Consider the following 15,012-nt stretch of genomic DNA (forward strand, 5'->3'; position numbering starts at 1 on the left):
CTGTTCCCGCCTGCCGCGCGCTTCAGAACGGATCGAGCGTGAGCTCGTTGGCCATCAGCCGGTTGCCGGCCATGAGGCCCGCATCCACCGGCAGCGCCACGCCCGTGATCACGCGCGCCTGCGGCGAAGCGAGAAACTGCACGGCGTCGGCGATGTCCTCGGGCGTGGCCACGTCGCCGAGCGGATACCACTTCTTCAGTTCTTCGAATATTTTCGGATGCTGCGTCACGCGCGCGTGCCAGGCCGGCGTTTTCACCGTGCCGGGGCAAACGATGTTCGCGCGGATCCCGTGCGGCCCGAGCTCCATGGCCAGCGCCTTCGTGTAGCTCACGAGCCCCGCCTTCGCGGCGCTGTACGCGGGGTGTCCGAGCGCAGACAGCCCGTTCACCGAGCCGATCAGCACGAGCACGCCGCGCCCGCGCTCGATCATCGAGCGGCGCACCGCCTCCACGGTGTAGTAGGCGCCGTTCAGGTTCAGGTCGATGTCGCGCCGCCAGCTTGCGGCGTCGGTATGCGCGAGCGTCGTGCCGAGCGCGGCGCCCGCGTTGGCCACGGCCACCTCCACCGGGCCGCGCGCGGCCACGGCGCGCGCCACGGCAGCTTCGATGGCCGCCTGGTCGCTCACGTCGGCGGCCAGCGCTTCGAGGCGCTGCGCGCCGGATTGGTCCACCAGCTCGTCCGCCAGCGCCTGCACGCCGGCCTCGTCGCGATCGAGCGCGAGCACGGTGTCGCCCGCCTCGTGAAATCGCTTGCATAACGCACGGCCAATGCCGCCGCACGCGCCCGTCACCAGCACCACCCGGCTCATCGTCGACTCTCCACGAAGGATTCGAAAGGTCCCGCCACGCATCCGGCAAAGCTGTAAATTTCCTACATAGTGGGCTGCATGCGATCTTTCCAACGGCTTTACACGAACGGCATGCTGCTGCGACGCCGCATGAATTCCTTATGTTTTACGGCATGTTAGGCAATTTCCGGCACACAAAACAATCTCGCGTTTCCCAGGTGACAACGCTTTTTTCATCCTGTAGGATTTTTTCACACAACGCAAGACGGTCAGCACGACGACCGAAGCCAAGGCGGCGGCAATATCCGAAAAACCAGGCAGCAATCACCCCGCATGGGATGGAACGAGGTGCGCGGCGCCCGCTTCCATCGACACAGGAGACAGAGAATGGCGTTTAAGGCACGTGCATCCCTCACGCTCGGCAAGCTCGCCGCTGCGCTCACGGTTGGTATCGCTGCGGCAGGCGTCACCGTGGCGGCGCACGCCGACACGGTCCGCGTGACCGTCGCTCACTACAGCGACGCCACGGCCCCGTACTTCGAGAAAATGGCCAAGCAGTTCGAGGCCGCCAATCCCGGCACCACCATCAAGATCGAAGACGTGAACTGGGACTCGCTGCAACAGAAACTGCAGACGGATATCTCCGGCGGCGCGAACGCCGACCTCGCGATCATCGGCACGCGCTGGCTGCTCGACTTCGTGAAGGACGACATTGCCGAGCCGCTCGATCCTTATATGGACGCGAACTTCAAGGGCCGCTTCATCGGCCCGTTCCTCGCGCCTGGCGAAATCAACGGCAAGATTTACGGCCTGCCGATTGCCGCCTCCGCGCGCGCGCTCTACTACAACAAGGACATGCTCGCCTCGGTGGGCTATCCGAACGGCCCGAAGAGCTGGAACGAGGTGATCGACGCCTCGAAGAAGCTCAAGGCGAAGGGCATTGCCGGGTTCGGCCTGCAAGGCAAGGAAATCGAAACCGATGTGTACTACTACTATTCGCTGTGGACCAATGGCGGCGACGTGGTGGGCAAGGACGGCAAGGCCGCGTTCAATTCGCCGGCCGGCGTGAAGGCCGCCACGCTCTACAAGACCATGATCGACGAAGGCCTCACCGAGCCTGGCGTGACGGGCTACAGCCGCGAGGACGTGCAGAACCTCTTCAAGCAGGGCCGCGTGGCGATGATGATTTCCGCGCCGTTCCTCGCCAAGCAGCTCAAGAAGGAAGCGCCGAACATCAAGTACGGCATCGACCCGATCCCGGTGGGCACGACGCCCGCGACCTATGCGGTCACGGACTCGATCATGATGTTCAAGAACTCGAAGGTGAAGAAGAGCGCGTGGAAGTTCCTCGACTTCCTGTTCACCAAACAGCCGCGCGTGGAGTTCACTAGCACCGAGGGCTTCTTGCCGACGACCAAGGCCGAAGCCACCGATCCGGCGTTCCAGGATCCGGACACCAAGGCGTTCGTCGCGCTGCTGCCGCATGCGCGCTTCGCGCCCACGGTGACGGGCTGGGAAGACACCGCCAAGGCCGTGACCAACGCGATGCAGTCGATCTACCTCGGCAAGGCCAAGCCCGCCGACGCGCTGAACCAGGCCGCCACCGAAGCCAACAAGTCGCTCGGCAAGTAAGCGGCGCCCACGGCCGGAACAGCAGCAAGGCGCTTCATCGCCGCAAAATACCGGCGCGTGGCGTAGCATGGAATTCGCTACGCGGCGCGCCGGTTCGTTCATGCAATGACCGCAACGCGGGACGCAGCACGCCATGACCCCCGGTCCCCTGAAGCAAACGCCGCCAGCCGCTCCGGCGAGCGGCAAAGCGAGCGCTCCGCCCGGCCCGCTTCCACGCACAACAAACCGCAGCCACACGAGTCACACGAGTCACATGAGCCGCTCACATCGCGCCATCGCCGCGCCCCGCGCCCCCTGGCTGCTGATCGTGCCGAGCCTGGCGCTGGCGCTATTCATCATCAGCTACCCGATCTTCAACATCGTGTACCAGTCGCTGCACGAGGTGTCGCGCTTCGGCCAGGTTCGCGGCTTCAGCGGCTTGCAGAACTTCTACAACGTCTTCACCGATCCCGTGTTCCTGAGCGCGCTGAAGAACACGCTGATCTGGACGTTCTGCGTCGTGGTGGGCACGGTGGCGATCTCGGTTCCGGTCGCGCTGATCCTCAATCAGGACTTCTATGGACGCGGCATCGCGCGCACCATCGTCATGCTGCCGTGGTCGGTCTCGCTCACCATGACTGCCGTGGTCTGGCGCTGGGCTTTCAACGACGACTACGGCATGGTCAACGTCACGCTGCAGCGCCTCGGCATGATCTCGGCGCCGATCCACTGGCTCGCCACGCCCCAATATGCATTCCCGGTGGAGATTGCCGTGGGCATTCTCGTGTCGATCCCGTTCAGCACCACGATCCTGCTGGGCGGGCTCTCCTCGGTGCCCAGCGACATCTACGAAGCCGCGCGCATCGACGGCGCGAGCGCCTGGCAGCAGTTCCGCCAGCTCACGCTGCCGCTGCTCAAGCCCTTCATTAACATGGCGATCCTGCTCAATGTGATCTACGTGTTCAACTCGTTCCCGATCATCTGGGTGATGACGCAAGGCGGCCCCGACGACAGCACCCACATTCTCGTCACCTACCTCTACGAACTGGGCTTCCGGCTCGGCCGGCCCGGCGAAGCGGCCGCCGTCTCGCTCGTCATGCTCGTGATCCTGTTCGCGTTTTCGGTGGCTTACCTGCGCGTACAGGCAAGGCGTGGCGGCAGCGCCGAAGGAGACCTCGCATGAACCGCAAGCTCAAACGCTCGCTCTGGTGCTGGCTCGCGCTCTCGCCGCTCGTGGTGGCCGTGCTTTTTCCGTTCGCGGTGATGTTCTTCACCTCGTTCAAGCCCGCCTCCGAGGTGTTCGTCTATCCGGCGCGCTGGCTGCCCATGCACTGGCGCTGGGAAAACTATGTCGACATGTGGCAGGCCGCGAACTTCGGCGTCGCGCTGCGCAACAGCATCGTGATCTCGTGCCTTTCGACGGCGCTCGCGCTGGCCGTCAGCCTGCCCGCGGCCTACGCGCTCGCGCGCTTTCCGTTTCGCGGACGCGGGCTCTACCGGCAGTTCCTGCTCGTCACGCAGATGCTCTCGCCCATCCTGCTGGTGGTGGGCCTGTTCCGGCTCGCCGCGATGATCCCTTACGGCGACGGCAATCTCGTCGATTCGAAGATCGGTGTGATCGTCTCGTATGCGGCGTTCAACATTGCGTTCGCGGTGTGGATGCTGTCTTCGTACTTCCAGACCGTGCCGCGCGACCTCGAAGAGTCGGCCTGGCTCGAAGGGTGCAGCCGCAGCGGCGCAGTGCTGCGCGTGTTCCTGCCGCTTGCCGTGCCAGCCGTGGTGGTCACGGCGATCTTCACGTTCATCAGCGCGTGGAACGAGTTTGCGGTGGTCTACACCCTGATCCGCTCGCCCGAGAACAAGACGCTCACCGTGCAGGTCACCGACATGGTGGCCGGCAAGTACACCGTGGAATGGGAACTGGTGATGGCGGCCACGCTCGCGGCCACGCTGCCGGTCTCCGTGGTGTTCGCGTGGCTGCAGCGCTACATGGTGAAGGGGCTCGCGCTGGGGGCGGTGAAATAAAGCGGTGAAACCGGCGGCGGTCGGCTGGCCATTCGTGTAAGACGAGAAAGTTTTGCAAGAATCCAGGCGAGCAGCTATTCGATGATGAATGGGGCCACTTGCCAACCGCGCCATGAAACGACGGCGCCCGGGCCGTCGTTGCGAGACGCGCATTCCGGATCACGCGTCGTGTTCGCTGCGTAAAGTCGTGCGGGCGCCTACTCGCCGAGTTCGTGTCCGATCACACCACCCGCAACGGCGCCGCCCACCGTGCCCACGGCACTACCGTTGGTCGCCCTGTTGCCAATATAGCCGCCTGCCGCGGCACCGCCCAGCGTGCACGCGCCGGCACCCAGCATCGAGACAGTGGCGGCAACGAGAACACAGGCCCGCAATGCGCGGCTGCGTCGAAGCCAGATCATCGTTCATTCTCCCAATCAGAACCATGACCGAACTGGCGCAAGCAGCGTGCCACCGCGTCGCGCGCAGTGTGGGTGGCGAGCGCAGCGCCTCCACGGCGTCAGCCGTTGTGCAGATGCAGCAGAATCAGCGTGAGCGTGACGAGCGAGCCGAGCGTCGAATGCAGGATCGTGCGCGACGTGACGTGCGCTTCGCGCCGGTAGTACTCCGCAAGCATGAACGGTCCGGTGCCGGTGGGCAGCGCCGCGAGCAGTACCGCGATGTCCACGAGTTGCCCGGGCAGAGCGAACACGTGCGCGGCCAGCCACCATGTGAGCACCGGCTGCGCCACGAGCTTCGAGAACGTGAGCCACGACGACTCGGGCGGCGCTGCGCTTTTCTCGCGAGACTCGGCGAGAAAGAGTCCGAGACTCACGAGCGCGCAGGGGCTCGCGGCGCCGCCCAGCAGCTTGAGGAAGGTCTGGGCGCTCGCGGGCAGCGTGAAATGCGCGCCCGACACGATGGCGCCCAGGGCGGGCGCGACGAGCAGCGGATTGCGCATGAGCGAGCGCATCACCTTGAGCAGCAAGTGGTGCGGGCGGCGCTCGCTTTGCAGACCCGTTTCGATCAGCACGATTGCCAGCGCGAACAACACGCACACCACGAGGATCGTAGCGATGGTCGTGGGCGTGAGGCTCGACGGCCCGAACGCGATCATGCACAGCGGAAAGCCCACGTAGCCCGTGTTCGGATACGAAGCGGCGAGCCCGTCGATGCTGGCATCGGCGAGCGGGCGCCCGAGCAGGACCCGCACGCCCACCACCGCCGCGAACACCGCCAGCCCCGCGAGACTGAACGCCGCCACGAAAGCCGGCTGAAAGAGTTCATGCCACGTTGCGCGCGCAAGGATGTCGAAGAGCAACGCCGGCAGCGCGAGCCAGACGACGAAGCGGTTCAGCTCGGAGGCCGCCGTGGGGCCGAGCACGCCGCAACGGCGGCACGCGAAGCCGGCAAAGATGAGGCCGAAGACGGGAAGCACGATTGAAACGGCAGAGAGCATCGGGGCAAACGTGAATGTGCCGCGCGAGTATGTCGCGCGGCGCGGCGCGAAACGCGCGAAAAATGCGCTGGGACGCCGGAGATCAGTCCATCGCCGCGTGGCTCGCGTCGACCGCCCCGCTGCCCGCCGAGGGCCGGATCAGCACGAGCAGGGGAATCACCAGCAGCGTCGCGACGAACATCATCTTGAAGTCGTTCAGATACGCAATCATCTGCGCCTGCTGCGTGATCGACAGGTTGAGCACGGCGAGATCGTAGCGCGATCCCGTGGCGAGCATCGGCTGGAGCGCCGGGTTGAACGGCGTGATATGCGCAGCGAGATCCGCGTGTGCGATCTGCGTGCCGCGCGTCACGAAAGTCTGCACGATCGAAATGCCGATACTGCTGCCGATGTTGCGCATCAGGCTGTACGTGGCGGTGCCGTCCGCGCGCAGCGGGGCCGAAAGCGTGGAGAACGTCAGCGTGGACAGCGGCACGAACACGAAGCCGAGCCCGAAACCCTGTATCACGCCGGGCCACACGATATCGGAAGCCGAGAGCACGATCGTGTACTGCATCATCTGCCACAGCGCATAGGCGGACACCACAAAGCCGAACAGCAGCATGGCGCGCGCGTCCACGTGCTTGAGCAGGCGCCCCGCGATCAGCATGGCCAGCATGGTGCCCGCGCCGCTGGGCGCCGTGACAAGACCAGTGGTGGCGACCGGGTAGCCCATCAGGTTCTGCAGCATGGGCGGCAGAAGCGCGCGCGTGGCGTACAGCACCGCGCCGATCACGAAGATGAAGAGCGTCCCGGTCGCGAAATTGCGGTCCTTGAGCAGTTGATAGCGAAAGAACGTGTTGGGGCCCGATGTAGCCGTATGCACGACGAAGAACGCGAATGCGATGCACGAGACCAGCGCTTCGATGCGGATTTCGAGCGAGCCGAACCAGTCGAGCTGCTCGCCGCGGTCGAGCAAGGCCTGCAGCGCGCCGATGGCGAGCGCCAGCGTGGCGAAGCCGAATACGTCGAAGCGCGTCTCGCGGCGCGGCGTGCGCGAGGGCATGAACGTGGAGACGCCGAAGAATGCGAACGCGCCGATCGGCACGTTGATGAAAAACACCCAGCGCCAGTTGTAGCTGTCCGTGAGCCATCCGCCCAGCGTGGGGCCGAGCACGGGGCCCACCATCACGCCCATGCCCCAGACGGCCATGGCCTGCCCCTGGCGATCGCGCGGATTGATGTCGAGCAGGATGGACTGTGAGAGCGGCACGAGCGACGCGCCGAACACGCCCTGCAACAGGCGCGAGCCGACGATCTCGCCGAGCGTTTCCGAGAGCCCGCACAATGCGGAGGCCACCGTGAAGCCCGCAATGGCCACGCCGAGCAGCCGCTTCACGCCGAAACGGTCGGCGAGCCACCCCGTGAGCGGCGTGGCGATGGCCGCCGCCACGATGTACGAAGTGAGCACCCATGTGATCTCGTCCTGCGACGCCGAAAGCGTGCCCTGCATGTGCGGGAGCGCGACGTTCGCGATCGTGCTGTCGAGCGTCTGCATCAGCGTGGCGAGCATGATCGACAAGGTGATCATGCCGCGATTGAGCGGCGCGCCCTCACGCTGCGGGGCGGTGCCGTGCGGGACTGCGGTCATCGTGGGTTCGGGCGGCGCGGGTGGCGTGACAACCAGGTGGCGAAATAATAAGCCTGCTTATTATACGACTCGCCGCACCCGGCACAACCCGAAAGAAAGGCCCGCGCTCGCGAAGCGCGTCGCGGGGCCCCGGCCGCGCGGCGCACCGTATAATCGCGCGATGACTACTGACCTGGAAAAACGCTTCGGCTTTCTCGTCGTCGACGTGGGCAGCCTGTATGGCAAGCGTTACGACGAGCTTGCAAAGTCGTCGCTCGAACTCACGCGCGCGCAGTGCCGCACGATCGCGTATCTCGCGCATTACGGCGACATGAACCAGGCAAGCCTGGCCGAGCGTCTCGAAGTCGCGCCGATATCCGCTGGCAGGCTGCTGGAAAGAATGGAGGAAGGCGGCTGGGTCGTGCGCGCCCCCAACCCCGAAGACCGCCGCGAGTGGCTGGTGAGCCTCACGCCCAAGGCCGAAAGTGCGCTCAGCGGCGCGCGCCGCGTGGGCGACGAGGTGCAGGCCGAAGCGCTGGCCGGCTTCACGCCCGAAGAAGCCGAGCAGTTCAGTCGGATGCTCCAGCGCGTGCGCGCCAATCTGGGCGCGCTCGTCGAGCGCTGATTCAACCCATCACGTGAATCGCTCGCGCGCTTGCGAGCGCCGCCCGCCGGCAAGCTTGCGCCTGCCGTGCGGGCTCGCCCGTCTTTTTTAGCGCAGCCGCACGAGTGTGGACTTCAGCTCCGTGTACTTCTCGAGCGCATGAAGCGACTTGTCGCGGCCATTTCCCGACTCCTTGAAGCCGCCGAACGGGAAATTCATGTCGCCGCCTTCGTCATAGCAGTTGACCCACACGGTGCCCGCGCGCAGGCGGCGCGAAATCTCGTGCGCATGCGTGAGGTTCGCCGTCCACACCGCCGCCGCCAGCCCGTAATCGCTGTCGTTGGCGATGCGCACTGCGTCGTCGATCGTGTAGAACGTAATGACCGAAAGCACCGGGCCAAAAATCTCCTCGCGCGCGATGCGTGCGTCGTGGCGCGTATCGAACACGGTCGGCTCCACGTAGAAGCCGCCGCTCGATGCATTCACGCGCTCGCCGCCCAGCAGCAGCGTGGAATCCTTGCGCCCCGCCTCGATATAGCCGAGCACGCGCTCGAGTTGAGCCTTGTCGACGATCGCGCCCATCGACACATCGGGATCGAGAGGATTCCCAGGCTTGTATGCCTTCGCCGCTTCGAGCAGCTTCGCGAGGAACACGTCCTTGATGTCGCGATGCACTAGCAGGCGCGAGCCCGCTGTGCACATCTCGCCCATGTTGTAGAAGATTGCACCGGCTGCGGCTTTTGCCGCACGATCGAGGTCCGGGCAATCGGGCAGCACGATGTTGGGCGACTTGCCGCCAAGTTCGAGCCACACGCGCTTGAGGTTGGACTGGCCCGCGTACTGCATGATCTGCTTGCCCACGTTGGTCGAGCCCGTGAAGGCGAGGCAGTCCACGTCGCGATGCAACGCAAGCAGCTTGCCCGGCTCGCCGCCGCCCGGCAGCACGTTGAACACGCCCGCCGGAATACCCGCCTCGTGCGCGAGTTGCGCCACGCGAATGGCCGTGAGCGGCGACTTCTCCGAAGGCTTGAGCACGACGCTGTTGCCGGCGGCCAGCGCGGGCCCGAACTTCCACGACGCCATCAGGATCGGGAAATTCCATGGCACCACGGCCGCCACCACGCCGATGGGCTCGCGCGTGACGAGGCCCACGAGATGATGGTCGGCGGGCACGACCTCGCCGCCCACCTTGTCGATGGCCTCGGCGAACCATTCGACGCAATAGGCCGCGCCCGGCACGTCCACCGTGGTGGTGTCGCCAATCGGCTTGCCCGCATCGAGCGTTTCGAGGAGCGCGAGTTCGTCCAGGTGCTCGCGCATGAGCGCGGCCCAGCGCAGCAGCACCGCCTTGCGCTCGCGCGGATTGCGGCCTGCCCACACGCCGTGCTCAAAGGCGCGGCGCGCAGCGGCCACGGCGGCATCGACATCAGCCGCGCCGCAATCGGCCACGCTCGTGAGCACACGGCCGTCAATTGGGCTCACGCAATCGAAGGTACGGCCCGAATACGCGTCGCGCACCGCACCGTCGATGAATGCACGCCCTTCGATCGAAAGCGATGCGGCCTTGTCCTGCCAGTAAGCGAGAGTTCTCTTTTCCATGAGGATGCCTCAATGATTTGCGATCCACTTCGCGTGCCGCGGATGCCGCCGAATTTCAGGCGAAATTCAGCCTGAATTCAACATAAGGGCAGCAGGAAGCGAATCTGATATGCGCGAGTCAGAAGGTGGGCGGCGAATTGGCCGACACCACCTCGCAAACATCGCTCGCGCTGGGATTGCGAAACCGGTGCGGAAGACGGCTTTCGAAGTAGTAGCTGTCGCCGGGGTCGAGCAGCCAGGTGGTGCCGTCCACGCTCAGTTCGAGCTGGCCGGACACCACGACGCCGCCCTCGTGGCCCGCATGCGAGAGCATTTCGGCGCCGGTGTCGGCGAGCGGCTGATACACCTCGCGCATGATGCCCATGTTGCGGTCCTTCACGTTCGCGCCGGCGAGATAGAACTCGATGGACGCGTTGCCGAGATTAGGCATCTCGTTGCGGCGCGACACCACGCTCGCGCCCTCGTTTAGATCGAAGGTGAAGAACTCCGCAAGACTCATGGGAATGCACTCGAGCAGCTTCTTGAGCGAGCCCACTGAGGGACTGACACGACTTTGCTCGATCAGCGAAATCGCGCCATTGGTAACGCCCGCGCGCTTGGCGAGCTCGCGCTGCGACAATCCATAGCGTTTGCGCACGTAGCGCAGACGTGTTGCGACTTCAGTAGAAGCGGATGCGGACTCGGTCACGTTCGAAAGCCGGTTGATCAGGAAGCGCGCCAAAAAACCACTGCGGACGACTGCGAACCGCAATGAGCGACGGACGAACAACAACAAAAACGGCACGTCGGTGTGTTGAATATTCTAATCAGTTTGCAAGATTTTGCGCTAGTGGAAACCCCTGTAAGTAAATCGAAATATAAAAGCATCCGGGCATATTTCGTGTTTGTCGGGGTTCACAGAACGCCCTCGGGAAAGTGCTGACACAAAAAAACGTAAAAAATAATTGACGGCCTTTTTGGCTCGTATATGCTGAAACACAGGTTGATCGAACGATGACCGCAAGCATGAAATGGTCCCGCAATACACCATTCATGCAATGCACATTGAACGACACCAATGTTCAGATTGATGCAGTGCGAAGTATTCATTCCGCACTGAATAAATCGGGCAATTCTTCAACCACCCAGTCGAGTGTAATTGTGAGAGTCCGTGGCCCTCTGGTGAGATGGGAACGAAGTCATGCGAGGTGTCTTCGCAGTGACTGCGCCGCCATCGCCGACGGCGTTCGCGGCAGGCTTGCCTCTCGCCTGCTTCCATCCGTCTTCACCATTCTTTCCCGCCGGTCCGTTCGACGCCATAACGCCGTCTCGGCCCGCGCCTTCATCGCCGTTCATACCGACGAAGTCGCGTCGCTGCTGCCCTAGCGCCTCTCCTTCCTGCGCTGTTCGTTTTCATCGCCGTTTGTGTCGCCGCTTTTATCGCCGTCCATTGCACGCGAGCCGCATTGCTGCGCGCCCGCGGCGCGGTTGCGCACGCCTTTGCACGGTGTCGCCGCATAACGGCCGGAAACGAACCGCCTACATGATCTCCACCCGCGGCGCCATGCGTTAGCAACGCTCGCGCGCCACACCTAAGGTTTGCGGCCTTGCCTCGTGCAGGGTTGCAAGGTCATGTCACGTCCGGGCCTTACTGCAAAATCTTTTTGCATATGCATTGCCCGGGCAAAAGAAGTGAAACATTAGTCATGCGAACCAAGCCATTGATTGGAGTCACCGCCGATCGCACGATGATGGGACCGCACGCGTCGCACGTGGCCGGCGAGAAGTACATCGCCGCCGCCGTGGACGGCTCGGGCGGGCTCGTGGTGGTGCTGCCGGCGCTCGGCGCGCGACAGGCCACGGCCGACCTGCTCGAAGCCGTTGACGGGCTGCTCTTCACCGGCAGCTACTCGAACGTGGAGCCGCATCGTTACGGCGGCGCGGCTAGCGCCGCAGGCACGTTGCACGACCCCGAGCGCGACGCCACCACACTGCCGCTGATGCGCGCGGCCATCGACGCGGGCGTGCCCGTGCTCGCCATCTGCCGCGGCTTTCAAGAGATGAACGTGGTGTTCGGCGGCACGCTGCATCAGCAGGTGCATGCCGTTGACGGCTTCGACGACCATCGCGAGAACAAGGCCGACACGCTCGATACGCAATATGGCCCGGCGCACACCATCGCGCTGGCCGAGGGCGGCTTGCTGCAACGGCTCGCCGGCGGCACAGGCGAGACTCGCGAAGCCCGGGTGAATTCGCTGCACGGGCAAGGCATCGAAACGCTCGGCGGCGGACTGGTTGTGGAAGCAACGGCACCCGACGGCCTGATCGAAGCAATCAGCGTGGCCAATGCGGCGAGCTTCGCGCTCGGCGTGCAATGGCACCCGGAATGGCAGCACGCGCAGAACGCGCTGTCCACCGCGATTTTCCGCGCCTTCGGCGAAGCCTGCCGCGCCCGCATGCTGGCCCGAATACCGTGCGGAGCCGGGCGCCAATCCATGCACGCATGACGCCGGCTCATACAGAACAGAGAGAAATCATGAACGACATCGACGACTTCCTGAAGAAGCACCACATTACCGAAATCGAAGCGATCATCCCCGATATGGCGGGCATCGCGCGCGGCAAGATCATCCCGCGCAGCAAGTTCGAATTCGGCGAAAACATGCGGCTGCCGCAAGCGGTGATGATCCAGACCGTGACCGGCGACTATCCCGAGGACGGCAGCCTCACCGGCGTCACCGACCCGGACATGGTGTGCGTGCCCGACGCCTCGACCATCCGCATCATTCCGTGGGCCGTCGATCCCACCGCACAGGTGATCCACGATTGCGTGCACTTCGACGGCACGCCGGTCGAGATCTCGCCGCGCCGCGTGCTGCGCCGCGTGCTCGAACTTTACGAAGCGAAGGGCTGGAAGCCCGTGATCGCGCCGGAACTGGAGTTCTATCTCGTCGACATGAACAAGGACCCGGATATTCCGCTCACGCCGCCGGTGGGGCGCACGGGCCGTCCGGAAACGGGCCGCCAGGCGTATTCGATCGAGGCGGTCAACGAGTTCGACCCGCTCTTCGAAGACATCTACGAGTACTGCGATATCCAGGGCCTCGAAGTCGATACGCTGATTCACGAAGTGGGCGCGGCGCAGATGGAGATCAACTTCCTCCATGGCGACCCGCTCAATCTCGCCGACCGCGTGTTCCTCTTCAAGCGCACCGTGCGCGAAGCCGCGCTGCGCCATCACATGTATGCAACCTTCATGGCCAAGCCGATGGAGAACGAGCCGGGGTCGGCCATGCACATTCACCAGAGCATGATCAGCGCCGAGAGCGGCCAGAACCTCTTCACGGGCTCGGACGGCAAGGCCACGGACATGTTCTACGCGTACATCGCGGGCCTGCAGAAGTACACGCCCGCGCTCATGCCGATCTTTGCGCCGTACATCAATTCGTATCGCCGTCTCTCGCGTTTCATGGCCGCGCCCATCAACGTGGCGTGGGGCTATGACAACCGCACCGTGGGCTTTCGCGTGCCGTATTCGTCGCCGGCCGCGCGCCGCGTGGAGAACCGCATTCCGGGCGTGGACACGAACCCGTATCTCGCGATCGCGGCCACGCTGGCCGCCGGCTATCTGGGCATGACGCAGCACCTCAAGCCCACCGAGCCGCTCGTGAGCGACGGCTATTCGCTGCCGTATCAGCTGCCGCGCAACCTCGAGGAAGGCATCTCGCTGATGGCCGCGTGCGAGCCGCTCAAGGACATCCTCGGCGAGAAGTTCGTGCGCGCGTATCTCGCGCTCAAGGAAACCGAATACGAAGCGTATTTCCGCGTGATCAGTTCGTGGGAACGCAAGCACCTGCTGCTGCACGTGTAATAGAAAGGAGAAACGAAACATGAGCTATCGAATCGACGCCCCCGCCAGCGCAGTGCAAGAGCTGCCGACGACGCTGCGCGCGCAATCGACGCAAGCGGCACAGCCTGCGCGCTCGACCGCCGAATACCGCGCGCTCGACGCCGCGCATCACATCCATCCGTTCTCCGACATGGGCGCGCTCAACAAGGCCGGCAGCCGCGTGATCGTGAAAGCGAAGGGCGTGTACCTGTGGGACTCGGAAGGCAACCAGATCATCGACGGCATGGCCGGACTCTGGTGCGTGAACGTGGGCTACGGGCGCAAGGAGCTCGCCGATGCCGCCTACAAGCAGTTGCAGGAGCTGCCCTACTACAACACCTTCTTCAAGACCACGCACCCGCCGGTGATCGAGCTCTCGGCGCTGCTCGCCGAGGTGTCGCCCGAGCCGTTCAATCACTTCTTCTATTGCAACAGCGGCTCGGAAGGCAACGACACCGTGCTGCGCATCGTGCACCAGTACTGGCTCACGCGGGGCTTGCCCGCGAAGAAGGTCGTCATCTCGCGCAAGAACGGCTATCACGGCTCGACCATCGCGGGCGGCACGCTCGGCGGCATGGGCTACATGCACGAGCAGATGCCCTCGAAAGTCGAGAACATCGTTCACATCGACCAGCCGTACTTCTTCGGCGAAGCCGAAGGCAACATGACGCCCGGGGAGTTCGGTCTCGCGCGTGCACAACAGCTCGAAGCGAAGATTCTCGAAGTGGGCGCGGAGAACGTGGCCGCGTTCATCGGCGAGCCGTTCCAGGGCGCGGGCGGCGTGATCTTCCCGCCCTCGACCTACTGGCCGGAAATCCAGCGCATCTGCCGCAAATACGACATCCTGCTGTGCGCCGATGAAGTGATCGGCGGCTTCGGGCGCACCGGCGAATGGTTCGCGCATCAGCACTTCGGCTTCGAGCCCGATCTGATCACGATGGCCAAGGGCCTCACGAGCGGCTATGTGCCGATGGGCGCGGTGGGCCTTCACGACCGCATCGCGAAGGCGCTCATCGAAAACGGCGACTTCAATCACGGCCTTACTTACTCGGGCCATCCGGTGGCGGCAGCCGTAGCGGTCGCGAATCTCACACTGCTGCGCGACGAGAAGATCGTCGAGCGCGTGAAAACGGACACCGGCCCGTACTTCCAGCAGCGCCTGCGCGAAACCTTCGGCAATCACCCGATCATCGGCGACATCTCGGGCGCGGGTCTCGTCGCGGGCCTGCAGCTCGCCGAAGATCCGAAGGCACGCAAGCGCTTCGCGAACGGCGGCGACGTGGGCACGATCTGCCGCGACTTCTGCTTCAACGGCAATCTCATCATGCGCGCCACCGGCGACCGCATGCTGCTCTCGCCGCCGCTCGTGATCACGCGCGCCGAGATCGACGAAATCGTGTCGAAGGCGAAAAAGGCCATCGACGCAACCGCGCAACAACTGGGACTTTCGTAACGCTGAAAACGTCAGGGC

At 64.3% G+C, this 15,012-nt stretch carries 14 protein-coding genes; 8 read left to right on the plus strand and 6 right to left on the minus strand.

Annotated features, from left to right (window positions below; all coding sequences use genetic code 11):
* Nucleotides 1-22 precede the first annotated feature (22 nt).
* Nucleotides 23-808, minus strand: coding sequence for an SDR family oxidoreductase (locus P5W99_RS16250; protein ID WP_421026208.1), 786 nt, complete (start codon nucleotides 806-808; stop codon nucleotides 23-25).
* 366 nt (nucleotides 809-1,174) lie between these two features.
* Here P5W99_RS16250 and P5W99_RS16255 point away from each other — a divergent pair, with 366 nt between their 5' ends.
* The 3 genes from P5W99_RS16255 (at nucleotide 1,175) to P5W99_RS16265 (ending at nucleotide 4,423) form a co-directional block, all read left to right on the plus strand.
* Nucleotides 1,175-2,419, plus strand: a complete 1,245-nt coding sequence (locus P5W99_RS16255; protein ID WP_421026209.1) for an ABC transporter substrate-binding protein — start codon at nucleotides 1,175-1,177, stop codon at nucleotides 2,417-2,419.
* A gap of 253 nt (nucleotides 2,420-2,672) precedes the next feature.
* Nucleotides 2,673-3,581: a carbohydrate ABC transporter permease gene (locus tag P5W99_RS16260; protein ID WP_421026210.1), complete on the plus strand. Its 909-nt coding sequence runs from the start codon at nucleotides 2,673-2,675 to the stop codon at nucleotides 3,579-3,581.
* The gene (locus P5W99_RS16265; protein ID WP_421026211.1) at nucleotides 3,578-4,423 is read left to right on the plus strand and encodes a carbohydrate ABC transporter permease; all 846 of its coding nucleotides are present in this window, start codon (nucleotides 3,578-3,580) and stop codon (nucleotides 4,421-4,423) included. Before P5W99_RS16260 ends, P5W99_RS16265 begins: the two co-directional genes overlap by 4 nt.
* A 197-nt stretch (nucleotides 4,424-4,620) precedes the next feature.
* Here the strand turns inward: P5W99_RS16265 and P5W99_RS16270 are convergent, their stop codons facing one another.
* From P5W99_RS16270 to P5W99_RS16280, 3 genes are all read right to left on the minus strand, one after another.
* On the minus strand, nucleotides 4,621-4,824 hold the full coding sequence (locus P5W99_RS16270; protein WP_421026212.1) for a glycine zipper 2TM domain-containing protein: 204 nt from the start codon (nucleotides 4,822-4,824) through the stop codon (nucleotides 4,621-4,623).
* A 98-nt stretch (nucleotides 4,825-4,922) separates the two neighbouring features.
* Nucleotides 4,923-5,861, minus strand: coding sequence for an AEC family transporter (locus P5W99_RS16275; RefSeq protein ID WP_434663816.1), 939 nt, complete (start codon nucleotides 5,859-5,861; stop codon nucleotides 4,923-4,925).
* Between the two features lie 82 nt (nucleotides 5,862-5,943).
* Entirely contained in the window at nucleotides 5,944-7,491 is a 1,548-nt protein-coding gene (locus P5W99_RS16280; protein ID WP_421045394.1) for a DHA2 family efflux MFS transporter permease subunit, read from the minus strand.
* A gap of 160 nt (nucleotides 7,492-7,651) precedes the next feature.
* Here P5W99_RS16280 and P5W99_RS16285 point away from each other — a divergent pair, with 160 nt between their 5' ends.
* Complete coding sequence (locus P5W99_RS16285) at nucleotides 7,652-8,095, plus strand: MarR family winged helix-turn-helix transcriptional regulator (protein ID WP_175195556.1); 444 nt, start codon at nucleotides 7,652-7,654, stop codon at nucleotides 8,093-8,095.
* Nucleotides 8,096-8,182: 87 nt separating this feature from the next.
* Here the strand turns inward: P5W99_RS16285 and P5W99_RS16290 are convergent, their stop codons facing one another.
* Both P5W99_RS16290 and P5W99_RS16295 read right to left on the minus strand, forming a co-directional pair.
* Nucleotides 8,183-9,673 carry an aldehyde dehydrogenase gene (locus P5W99_RS16290; RefSeq protein ID WP_421026215.1) on the minus strand — a complete coding sequence of 497 codons (1,491 nt, stop codon included), beginning with the start codon at nucleotides 9,671-9,673 and terminating at the stop codon, nucleotides 8,183-8,185.
* 118 nt (nucleotides 9,674-9,791) lie between these two features.
* Nucleotides 9,792-10,361, minus strand: a complete 570-nt coding sequence (locus P5W99_RS16295; RefSeq protein ID WP_421027045.1) for a cupin domain-containing protein — start codon at nucleotides 10,359-10,361, stop codon at nucleotides 9,792-9,794.
* A 452-nt stretch (nucleotides 10,362-10,813) separates the two neighbouring features.
* Here P5W99_RS16295 and P5W99_RS16300 point away from each other — a divergent pair, with 452 nt between their 5' ends.
* From P5W99_RS16300 to P5W99_RS16315, 4 genes are all read left to right on the plus strand, one after another.
* Nucleotides 10,814-11,038, plus strand: coding sequence for a hypothetical protein (locus tag P5W99_RS16300; protein ID WP_421027046.1), 225 nt, complete (start codon nucleotides 10,814-10,816; stop codon nucleotides 11,036-11,038).
* Between the two features lie 320 nt (nucleotides 11,039-11,358).
* Complete coding sequence (locus P5W99_RS16305; protein ID WP_421026216.1) at nucleotides 11,359-12,159, plus strand: gamma-glutamyl-gamma-aminobutyrate hydrolase family protein; 801 nt, start codon at nucleotides 11,359-11,361, stop codon at nucleotides 12,157-12,159.
* Nucleotides 12,160-12,188: 29 nt separating this feature from the next.
* Complete coding sequence (locus tag P5W99_RS16310) at nucleotides 12,189-13,523, plus strand: glutamine synthetase family protein (protein ID WP_421026217.1); 1,335 nt, start codon at nucleotides 12,189-12,191, stop codon at nucleotides 13,521-13,523.
* Between the two features lie 19 nt (nucleotides 13,524-13,542).
* Complete coding sequence (locus P5W99_RS16315) at nucleotides 13,543-14,994, plus strand: aspartate aminotransferase family protein (RefSeq protein WP_421026218.1); 1,452 nt, start codon at nucleotides 13,543-13,545, stop codon at nucleotides 14,992-14,994.
* The last annotated feature ends 18 nt before the right edge of the window (nucleotides 14,995-15,012 follow it).

It is taken from the genome of Paraburkholderia sp. A3BS-1L (genome assembly GCF_051125215.1).
Taxonomy (GTDB): Bacteria; Pseudomonadota; Gammaproteobacteria; order Burkholderiales; family Burkholderiaceae; genus Paraburkholderia.

Coding starts and splice junctions, on each gene's coding strand:
- P5W99_RS16305 (WP_421026216.1), top strand. CDS start 11,359: ATGCGAACCAAGCCATTGATTGGAGTCACCGCCGATCGCACGATGATG.
- P5W99_RS16250 (WP_421026208.1), bottom strand. CDS start 808: ATGAGCCGGGTGGTGCTGGTGACGGGCGCGTGCGGCGGCATTGGCCGT.
- P5W99_RS16280 (WP_421045394.1), bottom strand. CDS start 7,491: ATGACCGCAGTCCCGCACGGCACCGCCCCGCAGCGTGAGGGCGCGCCG.
- P5W99_RS16310 (WP_421026217.1), top strand. CDS start 12,189: ATGAACGACATCGACGACTTCCTGAAGAAGCACCACATTACCGAAATC.
- P5W99_RS16265 (WP_421026211.1), top strand. CDS start 3,578: ATGAACCGCAAGCTCAAACGCTCGCTCTGGTGCTGGCTCGCGCTCTCG.
- P5W99_RS16285 (WP_175195556.1), top strand. CDS start 7,652: ATGACTACTGACCTGGAAAAACGCTTCGGCTTTCTCGTCGTCGACGTG.
- P5W99_RS16315 (WP_421026218.1), top strand. CDS start 13,543: ATGAGCTATCGAATCGACGCCCCCGCCAGCGCAGTGCAAGAGCTGCCG.
- P5W99_RS16270 (WP_421026212.1), bottom strand. CDS start 4,824: ATGATCTGGCTTCGACGCAGCCGCGCATTGCGGGCCTGTGTTCTCGTT.
- P5W99_RS16275 (WP_434663816.1), bottom strand. CDS start 5,861: ATGCTCTCTGCCGTTTCAATCGTGCTTCCCGTCTTCGGCCTCATCTTT.
- P5W99_RS16255 (WP_421026209.1), top strand. CDS start 1,175: ATGGCGTTTAAGGCACGTGCATCCCTCACGCTCGGCAAGCTCGCCGCT.
- P5W99_RS16260 (WP_421026210.1), top strand. CDS start 2,673: ATGAGCCGCTCACATCGCGCCATCGCCGCGCCCCGCGCCCCCTGGCTG.
- P5W99_RS16290 (WP_421026215.1), bottom strand. CDS start 9,673: ATGGAAAAGAGAACTCTCGCTTACTGGCAGGACAAGGCCGCATCGCTT.